The sequence below is a fragment of the Haloactinopolyspora alba genome, assembly GCF_003014555.1.
GTDB classification, from domain to species: domain Bacteria; phylum Actinomycetota; class Actinomycetes; order Jiangellales; family Jiangellaceae; genus Haloactinopolyspora; species Haloactinopolyspora alba.
Genome location: NZ_PYGE01000019.1, coordinates 81,779 through 98,689 on the forward strand (window position 1 = coordinate 81,779; position 16,911 = coordinate 98,689).

17 protein-coding genes and 1 pseudogene are annotated in these 16,911 nt (G+C 71.8%); 11 read left to right on the top strand and 7 right to left on the bottom strand.

All coding sequences use genetic code 11. The features are described from left to right. The first annotated feature begins 14 nt into the window (after nucleotides 1-14). Nucleotides 15-2,180, top strand: a complete 2,166-nt coding sequence (locus tag CLV30_RS20890) for an MMPL family transporter (protein ID WP_205741026.1) — start codon at nucleotides 15-17, stop codon at nucleotides 2,178-2,180. Then, a complete protein-coding gene (locus CLV30_RS20895; protein ID WP_106539174.1) occupies nucleotides 2,177-2,371 on the top strand; it encodes a hypothetical protein in 195 nt (64 codons plus the stop codon). The genes CLV30_RS20890 and CLV30_RS20895 overlap by 4 nt, the downstream gene beginning before the upstream one ends. A gap of 4 nt (nucleotides 2,372-2,375) precedes the next feature. On the opposite strand, the gene CLV30_RS20900 is transcribed toward CLV30_RS20895, so the two are convergent. Together CLV30_RS20900 and CLV30_RS20905 are read right to left on the bottom strand one after the other, a co-directional pair. Then, nucleotides 2,376-2,744: a hypothetical protein gene (locus CLV30_RS20900; RefSeq protein ID WP_106539175.1), complete on the bottom strand. Its 369-nt coding sequence runs from the start codon at nucleotides 2,742-2,744 to the stop codon at nucleotides 2,376-2,378. A gap of 29 nt (nucleotides 2,745-2,773) precedes the next feature. Beyond that, a complete protein-coding gene (locus CLV30_RS20905; RefSeq protein WP_106539176.1) occupies nucleotides 2,774-3,271 on the bottom strand; it encodes a DUF1203 domain-containing protein in 498 nt (165 codons plus the stop codon). A 357-nt stretch (nucleotides 3,272-3,628) separates the two neighbouring features. Between CLV30_RS20905 and CLV30_RS20910 the strand changes: the two genes are divergently transcribed. Then, nucleotides 3,629-4,213, top strand: coding sequence for a GNAT family N-acetyltransferase (locus tag CLV30_RS20910; protein WP_106539196.1), 585 nt, complete (start codon nucleotides 3,629-3,631; stop codon nucleotides 4,211-4,213). 15 nt (nucleotides 4,214-4,228) lie between these two features. On the opposite strand, the gene CLV30_RS20915 is transcribed toward CLV30_RS20910, so the two are convergent. Beyond that, entirely contained in the window at nucleotides 4,229-4,921 is a 693-nt protein-coding gene (locus tag CLV30_RS20915; protein ID WP_106539197.1) for a response regulator, read from the bottom strand. After that, nucleotides 4,918-6,201 carry a sensor histidine kinase gene (locus CLV30_RS20920; RefSeq protein WP_106539177.1) on the bottom strand — a complete coding sequence of 428 codons (1,284 nt, stop codon included), beginning with the start codon at nucleotides 6,199-6,201 and terminating at the stop codon, nucleotides 4,918-4,920. The genes CLV30_RS20915 and CLV30_RS20920 overlap by 4 nt, the downstream gene beginning before the upstream one ends. Before the next feature lie 131 nt (nucleotides 6,202-6,332). On the opposite strand from CLV30_RS20920, the gene CLV30_RS20925 reads away from it, so the two are divergent. Genes CLV30_RS20925 through CLV30_RS20935 form a run of 3 tightly spaced genes read left to right on the top strand, consistent with a single transcriptional unit; the run spans nucleotide 6,333 to nucleotide 9,388 of the window. Further along, nucleotides 6,333-7,232 carry an ABC transporter ATP-binding protein gene (locus CLV30_RS20925; protein WP_106539198.1) on the top strand — a complete coding sequence of 300 codons (900 nt, stop codon included), beginning with the start codon at nucleotides 6,333-6,335 and terminating at the stop codon, nucleotides 7,230-7,232. Next, nucleotides 7,229-8,014: an ABC transporter permease gene (locus tag CLV30_RS20930; protein WP_106539178.1), complete on the top strand. Its 786-nt coding sequence runs from the start codon at nucleotides 7,229-7,231 to the stop codon at nucleotides 8,012-8,014. Before CLV30_RS20925 ends, CLV30_RS20930 begins: the two co-directional genes overlap by 4 nt. A 39-nt stretch (nucleotides 8,015-8,053) precedes the next feature. After that, complete coding sequence (locus tag CLV30_RS20935; RefSeq protein WP_106539179.1) at nucleotides 8,054-9,388, top strand: M20/M25/M40 family metallo-hydrolase; 1,335 nt, start codon at nucleotides 8,054-8,056, stop codon at nucleotides 9,386-9,388. Between the two features lie 748 nt (nucleotides 9,389-10,136). On the opposite strand, the gene CLV30_RS27955 is transcribed toward CLV30_RS20935, so the two are convergent. After that, the gene (locus CLV30_RS27955) at nucleotides 10,137-10,973 is read right to left on the bottom strand and encodes a glycine zipper domain-containing protein (protein WP_420842013.1); all 837 of its coding nucleotides are present in this window, start codon (nucleotides 10,971-10,973) and stop codon (nucleotides 10,137-10,139) included. On the opposite strand from CLV30_RS27955, the pseudogene CLV30_RS27960 reads away from it, so the two are divergent. Beyond that, nucleotides 10,942-11,049: pseudogene (locus CLV30_RS27960) on the top strand (LPXTG cell wall anchor domain-containing protein); the annotation flags it as partial. The gene CLV30_RS27955 and the pseudogene CLV30_RS27960 overlap by 32 nt on opposite strands. Before the next feature lie 411 nt (nucleotides 11,050-11,460). Continuing rightward, nucleotides 11,461-12,603 carry a protein kinase family protein gene (locus CLV30_RS20945; RefSeq protein WP_420842014.1) on the top strand — a complete coding sequence of 381 codons (1,143 nt, stop codon included), beginning with the start codon at nucleotides 11,461-11,463 and terminating at the stop codon, nucleotides 12,601-12,603. A 34-nt stretch (nucleotides 12,604-12,637) separates the two neighbouring features. Here CLV30_RS20945 and CLV30_RS20950 read toward each other — a convergent pair whose 3' ends face one another. Continuing rightward, nucleotides 12,638-12,868, bottom strand: coding sequence for a DUF5703 family protein (locus tag CLV30_RS20950; protein WP_106539199.1), 231 nt, complete (start codon nucleotides 12,866-12,868; stop codon nucleotides 12,638-12,640). Nucleotides 12,869-12,910: 42 nt separating this feature from the next. On the opposite strand from CLV30_RS20950, the gene CLV30_RS20955 reads away from it, so the two are divergent. Then, nucleotides 12,911-13,528: a hypothetical protein gene (locus tag CLV30_RS20955; protein ID WP_106539181.1), complete on the top strand. Its 618-nt coding sequence runs from the start codon at nucleotides 12,911-12,913 to the stop codon at nucleotides 13,526-13,528. Nucleotides 13,529-13,547: 19 nt separating this feature from the next. Here CLV30_RS20955 and CLV30_RS20960 read toward each other — a convergent pair whose 3' ends face one another. Further along, entirely contained in the window at nucleotides 13,548-14,522 is a 975-nt protein-coding gene (locus tag CLV30_RS20960; protein ID WP_106539182.1) for an aldo/keto reductase, read from the bottom strand. A 103-nt stretch (nucleotides 14,523-14,625) separates the two neighbouring features. Between CLV30_RS20960 and CLV30_RS20965 the strand changes: the two genes are divergently transcribed. Next, nucleotides 14,626-15,675 (top strand): LLM class F420-dependent oxidoreductase, encoded by a 1,050-nt coding sequence (locus tag CLV30_RS20965; protein WP_106539183.1) that lies wholly within the window; start codon nucleotides 14,626-14,628, stop codon nucleotides 15,673-15,675. Nucleotides 15,676-15,677: 2 nt separating this feature from the next. Continuing rightward, on the top strand, nucleotides 15,678-16,544 hold the full coding sequence (locus CLV30_RS20970; RefSeq protein ID WP_106539184.1) for an undecaprenyl-diphosphate phosphatase: 867 nt from the start codon (nucleotides 15,678-15,680) through the stop codon (nucleotides 16,542-16,544). Nucleotides 16,545-16,911 lie beyond the last annotated feature (367 nt).

Below are 16,911 nucleotides of genomic sequence, written 5' to 3' on the forward strand. Positions count from 1 at the left end.
AGGAGGACAGCACCGTGGCCACTGCCCCGTCGACCCGTTCGCGCACCACCCGGCTGGAACGGCTGGCCGGCTGGTCGCAGCGGCACCACTGGACGGCGCTGGGCCTGTGGGTGGTTCTGCTGGTGGCCATCACCGCGGTGTCGCAGACCGTCGGGGACGAGTACCACGACGACCACTCGCTGCCGGGCACCCAGTCCCAGGAGCTGACCGAGACGCTCGAGCGGCACGCGCCCGATCGGTCCGGCGCCACCGTCCGGATCGTGTTCCAGGACGGTTCCGGGCTCGGCGGCACGGACTCCCGGCAACGGATCGAGACGATGCTGGCCGAGGTCGCCACGCTCTCGCACGTCAGTTCCGTGACCGGGCCGTTCGAATCCGATGCGGCGGTCTCGCCGGACGGCACGATCGGTTACGCGACGGTCGCGCTCGACGTCGCCAGCACCGACGTTCCGTCCGCCGACGTCCGCGCCATCATCGAGACCGCGCAGGACGCCGCCGGCGACGGCCTGCGGGTCGAGCTGGGCGGCGACCCGGTCCGCGCCGTCTCGGAATCCGGCGGCGGCGCGGCGGAGGGCGCCGGCATGCTCGCGGCGCTGGTGATCCTGGTGCTGATGTTCGGCTCACTGCTCGCGGCGAGCCTGCCGCTGATCACCGCGGTGTTCGCGGTGGGCAGCACGCTCGGCATGATCGTGCTGGTGTCGCACGCCGTGACCATCGCGACGTACACGCCGCCGCTGATGATGCTGGTCGGCATCGGGGTCGGAATCGACTACGCGCTGTTGATCTTCGCGCGGTACCGCGGCGAGCTGCTGGCCGGAGCCGATCGGCAGGACGCGGCGCGCAAGGCGCTCGACACCGCGGGGCGGTCGGTGATCTTCGCGGGGATCACCGTGATCGTCGCCCTGCTCGGCCTGTTCGCCCTCGGCCTGGGGTCGTTGCAGGGCGTCGCGCTGGCGGTGGCGCTGACGGTGCTGATGACCATGCTCGCCTCGCTCACCCTGCTGCCCTCGCTGCTCACCGTGTTCGGCCGGCGGATCGAGCGGCGCGTGCTCCGGCACGCCGAGCGTTCGCGGCGTGAGGCCGGCGGGCGCTGGCGCCGTCTGGCCGAGGTGGTGGGGCGCCGCCCGCTGGCGCCGTTGGCGGCCGCGGTTGCCCTGTTGGTTGCCCTGAGCGCGCCGGTGCTCGACATGCGGCTGGGGTTCGCCGACGCGGGCAACGACCCGGAGTCGTCCACCAGCCGGCAGGCCTACGATCTGCTCGCCGAAGGGTTCGGCCCGGGCATCAACGGGCCGTTGATCGTCCTGGCACAGGGCAGTGACGGCGGCGCACTGCGGGAGACCCTGTCGGACACGCCGGGGGTGGCGGGCACGTCGCCGCCGCAGCCGATCCCGGACGCCGAGCTGGCGATCGTGATGGCCCATCCCGAGACGGCGCCGCAGGCCGAACGGACCAGCGACCTCGTCAACAACCTGCGCGACGACGTGCTGCCGTCGCTGTCCGAGCGGACGGGAGCGACGTACCTGGTCGGCGGGTCCACCGCCGCCGCCGAGGACTTCGCCGACGCGGTCAGTGACCGGTTGCCGCTGTTCGTCGCGGTCGTCGTCGGGCTGTCGGCGCTGCTGCTCATGGCCGTCTTCCGGTCGCTGTGGATTCCGCTGAAGGCCGCCGTGCTGAACCTGCTCAGCATCGGCGCCTCGCTCGGCGTGGTCACGCTGGTGTTCGGCGAGGGTCTGCTCGGCGCGCAGGCGGGCCCGGTCGAGGCGTTCGTCCCGGTGATGATCTTCGCGATCGTGTTCGGGCTGTCCATGGACTACGAGGTCTTCCTCGTCTCGCGGATGCACGAGGAATGGCGCCGGACCGGCGACGCCGCCCGCGCCGTGCGCGAAGGGCTGGCGGCCACCGGCGGCGTGATCACCGCCGCGGCGGCCATCATGGTCGTGGTCTTCGGCGCGTTCGTGCTCAGCCCGGACCGGATGCTGCAGCAGTTCGGCCTGGGGCTCGCGGTCGCGGTGTTCCTGGACGCGGTCGTCATCCGGTGCCTGGTCGTGCCCGCGGTGATGGGCCTGCTCGGCGAGCGTGCCTGGTGGCTGCCGTCACCGCTGGCGCGGATCCTCCCGGCGATCCCGCTGGAACGCGCCGACGTGGCGGCCGAGGACGCCCGCGCCGGAGCCACGCGATGAGCGACGAGAACCGCACCGCCGGCCCGCTGCGGCTCGGGCTGCTGATCATCGCCGGCGTCGTCGTCGCCAACGTGGTGCTCGCGACTGCGACCGAACGCGACAGCGGCCTCGGCCTCGACGAGCTGGTCGCGTTGCTGGCGGGCGTCGCGTTGGGTGTCGTCGCCGAGTACGGCGTCTTCCGGCGACGCTGACGGATCACTGCCGCTGCAGCAGCATGTCCAGCGGGACCGCCAGGTGCACCGTCCCGTCCTCGACCCGGTCGACCTGGTCGGCGGCGACGTAGACGTCGCGGGCCATCGGCCGGTCCACCCGGAAGTATCCGACGCGCAGCAGCCGCGCGGCGGCCTGCTCCGGCAGCTCCGGCTCGAGCCGCGCCGCGTGGCCGAACGGCCGGACCAGGCCCTCGGACTCCGGAAGCTCCTGCCCGGCGGTGGTGGCGGCCTCGGCGTCGCCCATCTTCAGCTCGGTGACGGTGCCGAGGTCGTCACCGTCCGCGTCGAGCACCGGCATCCCCTCGTGGACGTGCCGCAGCGGCCCGGGCCCGTCGCTGATGTTCTCGGTCATGCCGAACGCGTACCCGCCTCCGGGGCGGGCTAACCAGGGCGCCGGACCTCGGTGAAGAAACAGCCGAACTCCACCGCACGCACGTGTACGAGCGCGACGGCCGGGTCCGCGAACGAAGCGTCGAGCGCAGCACCGACGGCCGTGTCTGCGTGACCGGGAGCCGGGGCGACGGTCGAGCCGCCGAGGATGTGCCCCCGCGCGTCGTAGGCCCGCAACACGCGGCGGGCCGAGAGCAGCTCGACCGGGAAGTCGCCGACGGCACCGGCGCACGGCTCGGCGTGGATGAACACCGGGCCCACCTCCTCGTACGGACCCGGGTCGGCGCCGGTGGCACGCGCCCACCGGCGCAGCGGCGCGTACGACACCAGCATGATCGACTCGCCGGGCCGGCTGCGGCGCAAGCAGCACCGCAATGGTGCGCCACCCTCGTCGTCGACGTATCCCGTGCGGGCCTCGCCCGCGTCGTCGCGAGCACGCAGTTCGGCCAGTGTGGCGGAGGGAACGGGACGGAATCGGTAGTGCGTCATGCCGTCCAGTCTTGGCGGCATCACCGTCGTGTTCCGGCGGAAAACCGCCACGACGGTCGATGACAGGAGTCGATAGGGTTCTCGGAACCGACCGCGCGACCGTGAGGAGCCTGACCGGCCGTGAAGTTCCTGATCCAGCCATACAGCGACAGCGCCCCGGTCACCGAGCCGGGCGAGGCGGTCACGGTGCGGGTGCGCGACGGCGAGGTCGTCACGACCTCCGGCGCCGAGCGGACCGACGCCGAGGACGGACACGTGACCGGCTATTACGTCGTCGACCGGGACACCAGGCAGGACGCGGTGGTTGCCGCGGCGCGACTGCCCGAGGCCCGGTCACACCGGGTCGACGTGCGGGCGCTGGAATCGGCGCCGGACGCGGACGGGGCGCCTTCGTCGTCGCTACCGGTCGAGACCGAGCGGCTGACGCTGCGCGCTTTCGACGAGAACGACCTGGACGCGCTGCACGACCTGCACGCCCGTCCGGAGGTCGCGCGCTACATGTACTGGGAGCCGTGGGGCCGAGGGCGCGCTGTCGAGGCGCTGGGGCGGCGGATGCAGAGCACGACGCTCGCTCGCGAGGGCGACAGCGTCCGCGCTGCCGTCGTCCGCCGCGACACCGGCGTCCTGATCGGCGACGTCCACCTGCAGTGGGTCAGCGCCGAGCACAGCCGCGGCGAGATCGGCTTCTCGTTCCACCCGGACGCGCAGGGCCGCGGATATGCCGCCGAAGCCGCGACCGAGATGCTCCGGCTCGGCTTCGAGACCTTCGGCCTGCGGCGCATCATCGGCCGTTGTGACGACGCCAACACGGCGTCGGCGCGGCTGATGGAGCGGCTCGGGATGCGCCGCGAAAGCAACTTCGTCGAGAACGAGTTCGTCAAGGGTGTCTGGACCGGCGAAGCCGACTTCGCCATGCTCGCCGAGGAGTGGAAAGCCGGCTGATCAGACCAGGCCGGCTCAGACCAGGCCGGCGTCGTGCGCGAGCAGTGCGAGCTGCACGCGGTTGTTCAGGTCCAGCTTCGTGAGCATGCGCGACACGTGCGCCTTGACGGTGGCCACGCTCATGTACAGCTCGGCACCGATCTCGGCGTTGGACTTGCCGTGCCCGATCGCGACCGCGACGGCGTGCTCGCGATCCGACAGCGCCGCGAGCCGCTCGACGGCGTCCGCCCGCGCGCGACGGCCGTCGTCTCCGTCGGACACGTGCGCGATGAGCTGGCGCGTCACCGACGGGGAGAGGATCGGCTCTCCGGTGGCCGCCCGCCGTACCGCCGTCACGATCTCCGCCGGCGGCGTGTCCTTGAGCAGGAAGCCCGTGGCGCCGGCCCGCAGCGCGCGCAGGACGTGCTCGTCGGTGTCGAACGTGGTCAGGATGACGATCTCCGGCGGGTCGCCGCGACGGCGCAGCGTCTCGGTCGCGGCGAGCCCGTCCACCCGGGGCATCCGGATGTCCATCAGGACGACGTCCGGGCCGGTGGACTCGACCAGGGCCGGCACGTCGGCGCCGTCGGTCGCCTCGCCGGCGACGTGAACGTCCGGCGCACCGCCCAGCATCATCGACAGGCCGGCGCGGACCAGCGCGTCGTCGTCGACGATCAGCACACTGACCGGTGTGCTGGTGCGGGTGTCGGCGCGGTCCCCGGTGCTCATGCCGGCCACGGTAGCCAGGCGTGCAGCCGGAAGTCGCCACCGGGCGTGTGGCCGTGCTGCAGCCGCCCTCCGGTGAGCTCCACCCGTTCGGCCAGACCGACCAGTCCGCTGCCCGCCCCGGGGATCCGGTCGGGTGCGGCCGAGCCCACCGGTGGCTTGTTGCTGATCTCGATGTCGAGGCCCGACCCTTCGGCGCCGTCGAGGCGGACCCGCACCGACGCGCCGTCCGCGTGCTTGCGCGCGTTGGTCAGTCCTTCCTGCACGACGCGGTAGGCACAGCGACCGACGGCTTGCGGCGGTTCGGTGTCGTCGGCGCGGCCGTCGGCCAGGGTCACCCGCATGCCCGCCTGCCGCGACTCGTCGACGAGGGTCCGGACGTCGGCGAGCGTCGGCTGCGGACGCTCGGGATCACTTCCGTGGGCGTCGTCGCCCGGTTGGGTGCGCAGCACGCCGATGACCTCGCGGAGATCCTGCAGCGCCTGGTGCGCGCTGGCGCGGATCACCCCGGCGGCGCGGGCGACGTCCTCGCGGGGCGCGTCCGGCCGGTACTCCAGCGCGCCGGCGTGCACGCTGAGCAGCGAGATGCGGTGCGCGAGGACGTCGTGCATCTCGCGGGCGATGCGCTCACGTTCGAGATGGCGGGCCCGCTCGACCCGCAGCGCCGACTCGGCCTCGGCCTGGTGCGCGCGGGCACGCAGCGACAGGACCAGCTGCCGTCGGGCGCGGACGAACATCCCCCAGACGGTGACGACCGCCACGAACAGCACGGTCAGAGCCACCGACTCGGGCCAGGAGGTGGTCTCCTCCGGGTAGAGGGCGTAGAAGGAGGCGCCGGACACCGCGTTGAGCGTGGCCACCCCCGCGGCGACGACGAAGCGCCGGTGCACGGCGACGGTGAACAACGCGACGGCCGCGGCACCGGCCACCGAGGTGAGCCCGGCCGACAGCAGCGCGCACACCACGGACAGCTCGATCGGACGGCTGCGCCGCCACCACAGCGCGATGCAGGCGAGTCCACCACCGACGAGGTCGAGCAGCTGCACGACCTCCGGGGGGTCGTTGTTCACCAGTGCGGTGTCGTAGCCGATCAGACCGATGCCGACGGCCAGCAGGAAGGCCACCGTGTCGACGGCCCAGTCCCGTGGTGAGCGGCGGGCCGGACGGCCGAGATCCACGTCGCCCGGATCGCTGCGCAGCAGCCCGGGAAGCAACGCCGGGAACTCGGGGTCGGCCGAGCCGCCGCTCGAGCCGCCGGTCGAAGGCGCTGCGGAAGGTGTCACGGTCCATACGTTACGAGTCCGGAGGTCGCGGCGGCATCGAACCGAAGTCGACGGCGGATGCGACTTCCGTCGCAGCTGTCTGACCGTCCGGCCGACGCGCGGCGGGCGCGGCGGCGGGCACCGTGGTCGGCATGATCACAGTCGAGCACCTCACCAAGCGATACGGTGCGGTCACGGCGGTGGACGACGTGTCCTTCCGCTGTGAGCCCGGCACTGTCACCGGCTTCCTCGGCCCCAACGGCGCGGGCAAGTCGACGACGATGCGGATGATCTGCGGGTTGTCGCCCGTGTCGTCCGGATCGGCCACCGTCCACGGCGTCGCGTACGGCGACCTGCCGAACCCGGGCCGTCAGGTCGGTGTGCTGCTGGACGCGTCGGCGCAGCACGCCGGCCGGACCGGGCGGGAGGTCCTGTCCGTGGCCGCCCAGCTCATGGGGATCGGCTCGCGACGCGTCGACGAGACCCTGGAGCGGGTCGGCCTCGCCGGCGCACCTGCGAAGCGGCGCGTCAAGAACTACTCGCTCGGGATGCGCCAGCGCCTCGGCATCGCCCACGCCCTGCTCGGAGATCCGACCGTGCTGATCCTCGACGAGCCCGCGAACGGACTCGATCCCGAGGGCATCCACTGGATGCGCGGCGTGCTGCGCGACTTCGCCGACCGCGGCGGCACCGTCATGCTCTCGTCGCACCTGCTGCGTGAGGTCGAGGCGGTGGCCGACCACCTGGTGGTTATCGGCAGCGGGCGCATCGTCGCCGACGGCCCGAAGGACGAGCTGCTGCGCAGCGCCGGGCTCGTGGTGCGCGCGCTCGAGCCGGACCTGCTGGAGAAGGCGCTGGTCGGCGCGGGAATCGACGCGCGGTTCGCGCCCGACGGCACGTGCACCGCCGACGCGGAGGCCGAGACGGTCGGCCGGGTCGCGGCCGGTGCGGGGATCGTGCTGCTGGAACTCCGTCCGGCCGACTCCGGCGGACTCGAGGAGATGTTCCTGCGGCTCACGTCCGCGCCGACCGAACAGGAGGTGGCGGCATGAGCGCCGCGACCATCACGGCCACCGGCGGCACCGGCACCGCGGTCCCGTCGCCGTCGCTCGCCCGGCTCACCGGGGTCGAGCTGCGCAAGATGACCGACACGCGAGCCAGCCGCTGGCTGCTCGGCATCGTGCTGCTCGCCGGCGTCGGCATGATTCTCGTCCAGATGTTCTCCGGCGACGCCGCCGACCGGAACCTGTCGGAGTTCTTCGGCATCGCGCAGATGGGCGCCGGACTGCTGTTGCCGATCGTGGGCATCCTGGCGATCACCGGAGAGTGGTCGCAGCGCACCGCGCTGGCGACGTTCACGCTCGAACCCCGGCGCGGGCACGTCGTCGCGGCGAAACTGGCGGCGGGGGTGGCGCTCGTCGTCGTGACGGTCGCGGCGACCCTGGCGCTTGCCGCCGTGGCGAACCTGGCGGCGCCGGCCGTCACCGACGCGGCGGGGGAGTGGACACTCGGCGCCGACGAACCCGCCCGGGCCGTGCTGTACCAGCTCACCGGATATCTCGTCGGAGCGGCGTTCGGGCTGGCGCTGTTGAACACGCCGCTGGCGATCGTGGCGTTCTTCGCGCTGCCGACGGTGTGGTCGATCGTGGGCGGTGTCGTGTCGTCCCTGCAGGACGTCGCGGCGTGGCTGGATCTGGAGGCCACCACGACGCCGATCATCGACGGCAGCCTGGACGGCGAGGCGTGGGCGCAGCTGGCGGCGTCGATGGGCGTGTGGTGCCTCCTGCCGCTGCTCGTCGGCGTGGCCCGGGTGGTGCGGACCGAGCTGACGTAGGAGACCGGGGCGGCCGCGGCGGCGTGTCAGGATGGCCCCATGAGTGAGCCGACCTCCACGCCGTCCTCGTCTCCCGCGCCCGACGCCGAGGTCGTCGATCTCTGCCGGGACCTGCTGCGCATCGACACGTCGAACTTCGGCGACGGCAGCGGTCCCGGCGAGCGGCAGGCGGCGGAGTACGTGGCCGAGCAGCTCGCCGAGGTCGGTCTCGAGACCACCGTCTTCGAGTCCGAGCCGGGCCGGACCAGCGTCGTCACCCGGATCGAGGGCACCGACCCCACCCGCACGGACGCGCTGCTGATGCACGGGCACCTGGACGTCGTGCCGGCCGATGCCGCCGACTGGACACACGATCCGTTCTCCGGCGAGCTGGCCGACGGCTGCCTGTGGGGTCGCGGCGCGGTGGACATGAAGGACATGGACGCGATGATCCTCTCGGTTGTGCGCGACCGGATCCGTACCGGGCGGCTGCCCGCGCGGCCGCTGATCCTGGCGTTCCTGGCCGACGAGGAGGCCGGCGGCCTGCTCGGCGCGCACTGGGGCGTCGACCACCATCCGGACCTGTTCGCCGGTGCCACCGAGGCCGTCAGCGAGGTGGGCGGGTTCAGCCTGACCGTCCGTGACGACCGGCGCCTGTACCTGATCGAGACCGCCCAGAAGGGCATCGACTGGATGCGCCTGACCGTCGACGGCCGGGCCGGGCACGGCTCCATGGTCAGCTCCGAGAACGCGGTCACCGAGCTCGCCGAGGCGGTGGCGCGTCTGGGCCGGCACGAATGGCCGGTGCGGCTGACCCCGACCGTGCAGGCGTTCCTGGACGCGGTGGGTGAGGAGTTCGGGGTCACGCTCGACCCGGAGGACCCGGAGCAGATGCTCAAGACGCTCGGCAACGTCGGGCGCATCGTCGGGGCCACCATGCGCAACACCACCAATCCGACCATGCTCAAGGCCGGCTACAAGCACAACGTCATCCCGGGGCGCGCCGAGGCCTACGTCGACGGGCGCTACCTGCCGGGCCACGAGCACGAGTTCGCGGCGACGCTCGACGAGATCCTCGGACCGAACGTGAAACGCGAGTCGCTGGTCCACGACATCGCCGTGCAGACGGAGTTCGGAGGGTCGCTCGTCGACGCGATGAGCACGGCGCTGCTGGCGGAGGACCCCGGTGCGCGGACCGTGCCGTACTGCCTGTCCGGCGGGACCGACGCCAAGTCGTTCAGCACGCTCGGCATCCGCAACTTCGGGTTCGTGCCGCTGCGGCTGCCGCCGGACCTGGACTTCGCGGGCATGTTCCACGGGGTCGACGAGCGCGTCCCGGTCGACAGCCTGCGCTTCGGAGCGCGGGTTCTCGATCGGTTCATCGATCTCGCGTGAGTCTCGCTTCCGCGCGCCGACCCGTCGTGTACGGTGTGCGCGCGGGCACGCTGACATGAATTCCTCATGGAGCATCTTCAATGAAATCGAATGGACGGGGGCGGCGCATGCTGCCCGGGCTCGGTGCGGTCGGAGCCGGCGTGCTGCTCGCCGGACTCGCGGCCGCGCCGGCGGTCGCACAAGAGACCGGTGTCGTGCTGGACGTGACCGCTGACGAACAGGTCGTCGGCGCGCCGGGCGACGTGGTCGAGGTCTCCGGTTCCGCCGTGAACTCCGGGACCGAGGACATGGTCGGCGGCATCGTCGACTTCGAGGTGCCGGCCGGTGCCGAGATCGTCGGTGTCGTGGGTCAGGAGATCCAGGAGGGCACCGAGCGTCCGGCCGAGGGCTGCGCGCTCGAGACTCCGCAGCGTCTGGTCTGCGGAACCGAGGCGACGCTGGCTGCCGGCGACAGCACCGAGGCGACCTTCGAGGTGAAGATCGCCGACGACGCCGCTGCCGGTGAGCTGGGTGTCGCGACGACGCTGGCCGAGGGGAACAACGGCGGCTCCGGCACCGCCGAGACGGTCATCACCGTCGCCCAGGAGGGCGTCGCGCTGGACGTCACCGCCGACGAGCAGGTGCGCGCCGCCGCGGGCGACGTGGTCGAGATCTCGAACGCGGCCGCGAACACCGGCACTGAGGCAATCGAAGGTGGCATCGTCGACTTCGAGGTGCCCGAGGGTGCCGAGATCGTCGGTGTGGTGGGTCAGGAGATCCAGGAGGGCACCGAGCGTCCGGCCGAGGGCTGCGCGCTCGAGACTCCGAGGAAGCTCGTGTGCGGTACCCAGGGCACGGTGTCGCCGGGCCAGGTGAACGAGGCGACGTACGAGGTGAAGATCGCCGACGACGCGGCGACCGGTGAGCTGGGTGTCGCGACGACGCTGGCCGAGGGGAACAACGGTGGCTCCGACAGCGCCGAGACGGTCATCACGGTGGCCGAGGAGGGTGTCGCGCTGGACGTCACCGCCGACGAGCAGGTCGAGGGTGCCCCGGGCGACGTCGTCGAGGTGAACACCGTGGCCGAGCACGTCGGCACCGAGGACCTCGTCGGCGGCATCGTCGACTTCGAGGTGCCGGCCGGTGCCGAGGTCGTGGGCATCGTGGGGCAGGAGTTCGTCGAGGGCACCGAGCGTCCGGCCGAGGGCTGCGCGCTGGTGACCCCGCAGCGGGTCGAGTGCCACACCGAGGCGACGCTCGCGGCCGGCGACAGCAGCAAGGCGACGTTCGAGGTGAAGATCGCCGACGACGCCACCGCTGGTGAGCTGGGCGTGGCGACGACGCTGGCCGAGGGCGACAACGGCGGCTCCGACAGCGCCGAGACCGTCCTCACCGTCGCCGGCACCGAGGAGCCGACCCAGGAGCCGACGTCCGAGCCGACCACGGAGCCCACGGCCGAGCCCACGGCGGAGCCGACGTCCGAGCCGACCGAGGAGCCGACGGCCGAGCCCACGGCGGAGCCGACGTCCGAGCCGACCGACGACACCGGCGCTGCCGGCACCGAGTCCGGTGAGGACGACCTGCCCGACACCGGTTCGTCCAGCACGTCGGCGTTGCTGGCGGCTGCGGGACTGCTGCTGGTCGGCGGCGCCGCGGTGGCGCTGCGCGCACGCCGGTCCTGATCGGCTGAGCACGGCGAATAGACACATCGAGCAGACACAGCGGCCCCGTCCTGGTGAGTTCACCGGGGCGGGGCCGCTGTGCGTCGTCCAGCACTCCAGCTGAGCCCGCAAGACATCCCGCGTCCGCTCCGGTGGCGCTCAGTGCGGCAGACAGGCCCCTTTCGCCCCTGTGTGCCGCGCAGCGACCGATCGCCTACGAACCGAAACCGGCAGGTCGTCGGCACATAGCGACGTCGGCTCGCAGCAGGCCCGTCCACCAGGTCGATCGGGTAGCAGTTCCGTGTGATGTAGGACGGGATCATCACCATCACCCCACGTGAGAGGCTGGTGACAGTTCCTGCCGCGGTGTCTGCTGATGCGGTGGCGCGAGGGGCGGGTGCCCGGCTGGAGGCAGAGTTGAAGAGCCCTGACATGTCCCGCGGTCCTCGTCTGGCCGCCCACGGAGCCGTTTCCACATCGCTGTCGCTATGCAGCGATCGCAGACTGGGCGAGCTCGTGGACGCTGCCCCGCCGATCGGTTCCGGCATCGGTGGGAAGACCGTCCTGCTGGAGATCGAAGGAACCTCGGTCTTCGTCAAGCAGGTGCGTCTTACCGATCTTGAGCGACGGCCGGAGAACGTTCGCTCCACGGCGAATCTGTTCGGACTGCCGGCCTTCTGCCACTTCGGCGTCGGCAGCATCGGCGGCCCAGGGTTCGGAGCCTGGCGGGAGTTGGACGTGCACATCATGACGACGAACTGGGTGATCGCGGGAGAGCACGAGGGTTTCCCCTTGATGTACCACTGGCGGGTGCTACCAGACCGTGGCCAGCCACTTCCCGAGGAACTGGCCGATGTGGAACGAGCTGTCGCCTACTGGGGAGGCGGATCGGGAGTACGCCGCCGGATCGAGGCTCTGCAGCAGTCCTCGGCGAGCCTCATGCTGTTCCTGGAGTACATCCCGCAGAACCTGCACGACTGGCTGGGTGTCCAGATCGGCGCCGGTGACGAGGTCGCAGAGCGGGCCTGCGCCATGGTGGACAGCGAGCTGAAAGCTGGCATCTCGTTCATGAACGCCTGCGGGCTGCTGCACTTCGACGCCCACTTCGAGAACATCCTGACTGACGGCAGGCGGCTCTTCTTCGCCGACTACGGCCTCGCGATCTCCTCCCGCTTCGAGCTCACACAGGGCAAGGCCGACTTTTTCGACGAACACCGCAGCTACGACCGGTGCTACGCCGCCACGCACCTGGTGAACTGGCTGGCCGTCGCTCTGTACGGGTACGGACCGGACGAACGCAAGGCGTTTGTGCGCTCCTGCGCCCAGGGGGTGTCCCCGGAGGGAGTTCCAGCGGCGGTCGCGGCAGTTCTGGTCCGTGACGCGCCGGTCGCCGCAGTGGTGGGGGACTTCTATCGCCGATTCCAACGGGAGAGCCGGGCAACGCCCTACCCGGTGGAGGCGATCCGCCTGATCGGACAGCAGGACGGCTCGCCTGACGTCTCGACGGGATCGTCGGGAGGAAAGCCGCGCGACTGGTGCACAGACTCAGACTCGCGGGCTCACTTGAGCATGTGAGGAGGAAGTTTGGACCGGGTTCGCAGGACAGGCCCTACAGCGTCGGGCGGACCCGCAGGATCTTGCGGCGCAGGACCACCCGGCGCGAGCCGTCGGGATCGAGCCGGACCCGGTCGAGCTCCCAGTGGCCGTACTCGGCCTGATCGGTGAGCAGCCGCCGCGCGGCACCGCGTGAGGTGGTGCGCGGCAGGTTGATCTGGCAGAACTCGTACTCGGCGGCTTGGGCGGCCCTGGATGCTGGACTCTTCGGCACCGACCACGTCATCTGCATATCGTGCCACGGCCGGAAACGGTACGGTCTTCGGATGTGACGACGTCTGCGAACGACAACGAACGACTCCAAGCGGCACTCGACGATCTGACCGACGCACTCGAAGCGCATCTGCAGGCGGTCCTCGGACGGAGCGGTGAAGCCGACACCGCCGTCCAATCCGCCTACACCGCGCTGCGCCAGGCCGCCGAGCGATACGACGACCTGCTGTTCGACCTGCGCGACGAGGTGACGCCGTGGGAGTTCCCGGAAGGCCCGCCGACCGGCCTCGAGTACGAGGATGACGGCGCGGTGCCGGGAACGGTCGGTGTGCTGGTCCGGCGCGACTACACCATCGGCGACGGCGACGCGCTGCTCGGCGCCGGCCGCGAGGCCTACGGCGAGCTCTATCCGGACGACCCGATGGAGTCCGCCGTCGCCGACGTGTCACACCCCGGCCGGGCGCTCTACCAGATGCTGCACGCCTACGGCGTCGACGGCTTCGACGAGCGCGCCGAGGACGCGGGGCTGAGCCCGCGCGGCGGAACGGTGTGGGTGCAGGCGCTGCCCGAGAGCGACAGCGAGAGCCTGACCGACGACCCCTTCGGTGTCGCGGACGAGAACCTGCTCGTTTACCGGGTGGACGAGATCATCCACACCGAGGAGCCCGGCTGACACCAGCCGCGACGCCGGTCTACGGCATCCGTTCGGGATAGCCGAGCGGGACCGCGGAGACCTCGTCCAGCGCGGCGCGGATCTCGTCCGGCAGCACGAGATCGTCGGAGCCCAGCACGTCGCGCAGCTGCGCCGCCGTGCGGGCGCCGACGACGGCGGCGCCCACCGCGGGTCGGTCACGGGTCCACGCCAGCGCGACCTCCAGCGGCAGCGCCCCCAGGCCCTCGGCGGCGGTGCACACCGCGTCGACGACGTGGCGCGACCTGTCGTCGAGGTACGGGTCGACGAACGGCGCGAGGTGACTCGTGGCGCCGCGCGAGTCGGCGGGGGTGCCACCGCGGTACTTCCCGGTGAGCACACCGCGGCCGAGTGGCGACCACGCCAGCACACCCAGCCCGAGCCGCCCCGCGGCCGGCAGGGCCTCGCGTTCGGCTCCCCGCTGCAGCAGCGAGTACTCCACCTGGGTGGCGGTCAGCGGGACACGGGCGGCGCCGGAGCGCTGGTGCACCGCCGCCGCGGCCGTCTGCCAGCCGGAGTAGTTGGACACCCCGACGTAGCGGGCGCGCCCGGAGGTGACCGCGTGGTCCAGTGCACTGAACGTCTCGTCCATCGGGGCGTCGTCGCTCCATGCCTGGACCTGCCACAGATCGACGTAGTCGAGGTCCATCCGGTCGAGCGAGTCGTCCAGCTGGTCGAGCAGCGCCTTCCGGGACACGTCGACGCGCCGTTCGCCGCGGCGGACGGCGATACCGGCCTTGGTGGCGATCGCGACATCGGCACGGGCCACGGAGTTGTCGAGCAGCGCGCCGACCAGGCGTTCGCTGTCGCCGTCGCCGTACGACGCCGCGGTGTCGATCAGTGTGCCACCGGCCTCGGCGTACGCGAGCAACTGGTCGCGGGCCTCGTGCTGGTCGGTGTCGCGGCCCCACGTCATCGTGCCCAGTGCCAGGCACGACACCCACAGGCCGCTGTCGCCGAGTCGTCGCTGTTCCACGGGCGCGACAGTACCTGGTGCGGACGGCGTGCAGCGCCGCGACGCGCAGCCGGTAGAGTCCGCCAGGGCTGGTGTGCGTGCGAGGCGAGATGAGGTGCGACGGATGCGGCTGGGGCTCAACCTCGGCTACTGGGGCGGGACGAGCGACGGGGACAACGTCGCGCTGGCGCAGGAGGCGGACCGGCTCGGCTACTCGTCGGTGTGGGCCGCCGAGGCGTACGGTTCCGACGCACCCACCGTGCTGTCGTGGGTGGCCGCGCGGACCGAGCGCATCGACGTCGGCAGCGCGGTGATGCAGATCCCGGCCCGCACGCCGGCGACCACGGCCATGACCGCCGCCACCCTGGACGGCCTGTCGGGCGGCCGGTTCCGGCTCGGCCTCGGCGTGTCCGGCCCGCAGGTCTCCGAAGGGTGGCACGGCGTCCGGTTCGACCGGCCGCTGGCGCGCACCCGCGAGTACGTCGACGTCGTCCGGACCGCCCTGAGCCGGCAGAAGCTGCGCTACGACGGCGCCCACTGGACGCTGCCGCTACCGGACGGGCCGGGCAAGGCGCTGCAGCTGACCGTCCAGCCGGCACGCGAGCGGATCCCGGTCTACCTGGCCGCCATCGGGCCGAAGAACCTCGAACTGACCGGCGAGATCGCCGACGGGCTGCTGAGTGTCTTCTTCGCGCCCGAGCACTCCTCCGACACGCTCGACCGGGTGCGTGCCGGCCGGGAACGTGCCGGACTCGACATGGACGGCTTCGACGTCGTCCCGACGGTGCCGGTGGTCATCGGTGACGACGTGGAGGCGTGTGCCGACGCGGTTCGCGGCTACACGGCGCTGTACCTCGGCGGGATGGGCAGCAGGGAACAGAACTTCTACAACCGCCTCGCCGTCCGGATGGGCTACGGCGACGCGGCCGCGCGCGTGCAGGACGAGTTCCTCGAGCGCCGCTACCGCGCCGCGGCCGCGGCCGTGCCCACCGAGTTCATCGACCGGACCGCGCTGATCGGCCCGATCGGGCGGGTGCGCGAGCGGCTGCACGCCTACGCCGACGCCGGAGTCGGCACCCTCGCCGTCGGGCTGTTCAGCGGCGAGCTGGACGAGCGGGTGGCCGGGCTGCGGGCGCTGAGTGAGGCGCTGGACGGCGCCGGGCTGGCGTCCTGAGCATGGAATGGCTCGAAGCGGCCGTCCTCGGTGTGCTGCAAGGACTGACCGAGTTCCTGCCGATCTCGTCCAGCGCGCACCTGCGCATCGTCCCGGAGATGTTCGGGTGGGAGGACCCCGGCGCCGCGTTCACCGCGGTCAGCCAGATCGGTACCGAGACGGCCGTCATCCTGTACTTCGCCCGCGACATCGGGCGGATCATCGACGCCTGGTTCCGGTCGCTGTTCGTGCGCCGTTCCCGCGACGGCGCCGAGCTGCGTCGCGGGCGCCGGCGGCGCGGCTACGATCCGCAGGACGCGCGGATGGGCTGGTTCGTGATCATCGGCACGGTGCCGATCGTGGTCGCCGGGCTGTCGTTCGAGGACGTCATCGAGAACGACTTCCGCTCGCTGTGGATCATCGGGACCACGCTGGTGACGCTGGGGATCGTGCTCGGCATCGCCGACCGGGTGGGGCGCCGGGAACGGACCGGCGCCGATCTGCGTTATCGCGACGCGATCGCCATCGGCGCGGCGCAGGCGCTGGCACTGATTCCGGGCGTGTCCCGGTCCGGTGCGTCCATCAGCATGGGCCTGCTCCTCGGCCTCGACCGGCCCACGGCCGCACGGTTCGCGTTCCTGCTGGCCATCCCGGCCGTGCTCGGCGCGGGGATCTACGAGTGGCCGAGCGCGATGGAGGAGGGTTCGGTGTACGGCACCGGGCCCACCATCCTGGCAACGGTGATCTCGTTCGCGGTGGCTCTGGGGGTCATCTCGTGGCTGTTCCGCTGGCTGGAGCGCCACTCGTACGCGCCGTTCGTCGGCTGGCGCATCGCGATCGGCTCGTTCACGCTGCTGATGCTGGCGACAGGGGTGTGGAACGCGACCTGACGGTGCCGGCCGGCGCGCACGCAGGTGCGGAGTGGTTGCCGCAGGACCATCCGCGAGCCGATGGAGGCCGACCCGGAAGGCTGGGCCGACTACCTGGCAGAGGTCGACGGACCAACCAGATGGCGGCACTTGTGGACAGTCAGCCCCAGCGCGCTCTCCGCGGCTTGGCGAGGCTGCAGACGGACCATGTGTCAGCTCGCTGGTGCGGTGACGGCGAGAACGCTGTCACCGCACCAGCGGCCGCAAAGGCACCCCTTGCGTTGTTCGTAGGTGCAGCGCACAGGCACAGCGGTCGTGGACCTGGAGACGATCCGCTCGAGCGGACGTCGATGCCCGCCGACGTCACCGAGGGCGCCGGAGGTACGTA

What these genes read in the sequence shown, in the direction of transcription:
- CLV30_RS20925 (WP_106539198.1), top strand. Translation starts at nt 6,333, where the DNA reads ATGATCACAGTCGAGCACCTCACCAAGCGATACGGTGCGGTCACGGCG.
- CLV30_RS20905 (WP_106539176.1), bottom strand. Translation starts at nt 3,271, where the DNA reads ATGACGCACTACCGATTCCGTCCCGTTCCCTCCGCCACACTGGCCGAA.
- CLV30_RS20970 (WP_106539184.1), top strand. Translation starts at nt 15,678, where the DNA reads ATGGAATGGCTCGAAGCGGCCGTCCTCGGTGTGCTGCAAGGACTGACC.
- CLV30_RS20915 (WP_106539197.1), bottom strand. Translation starts at nt 4,921, where the DNA reads ATGAGCACCGGGGACCGCGCCGACACCCGCACCAGCACACCGGTCAGT.
- CLV30_RS20900 (WP_106539175.1), bottom strand. Translation starts at nt 2,744, where the DNA reads ATGACCGAGAACATCAGCGACGGGCCCGGGCCGCTGCGGCACGTCCAC.
- CLV30_RS20950 (WP_106539199.1), bottom strand. Translation starts at nt 12,868, where the DNA reads ATGACGTGGTCGGTGCCGAAGAGTCCAGCATCCAGGGCCGCCCAAGCC.
- CLV30_RS20930 (WP_106539178.1), top strand. Translation starts at nt 7,229, where the DNA reads ATGAGCGCCGCGACCATCACGGCCACCGGCGGCACCGGCACCGCGGTC.
- CLV30_RS20935 (WP_106539179.1), top strand. Translation starts at nt 8,054, where the DNA reads ATGAGTGAGCCGACCTCCACGCCGTCCTCGTCTCCCGCGCCCGACGCC.
- CLV30_RS20895 (WP_106539174.1), top strand. Translation starts at nt 2,177, where the DNA reads ATGAGCGACGAGAACCGCACCGCCGGCCCGCTGCGGCTCGGGCTGCTG.
- CLV30_RS20965 (WP_106539183.1), top strand. Translation starts at nt 14,626, where the DNA reads ATGCGGCTGGGGCTCAACCTCGGCTACTGGGGCGGGACGAGCGACGGG.
- CLV30_RS20945 (WP_420842014.1), top strand. Translation starts at nt 11,461, where the DNA reads ATGTCCCGCGGTCCTCGTCTGGCCGCCCACGGAGCCGTTTCCACATCG.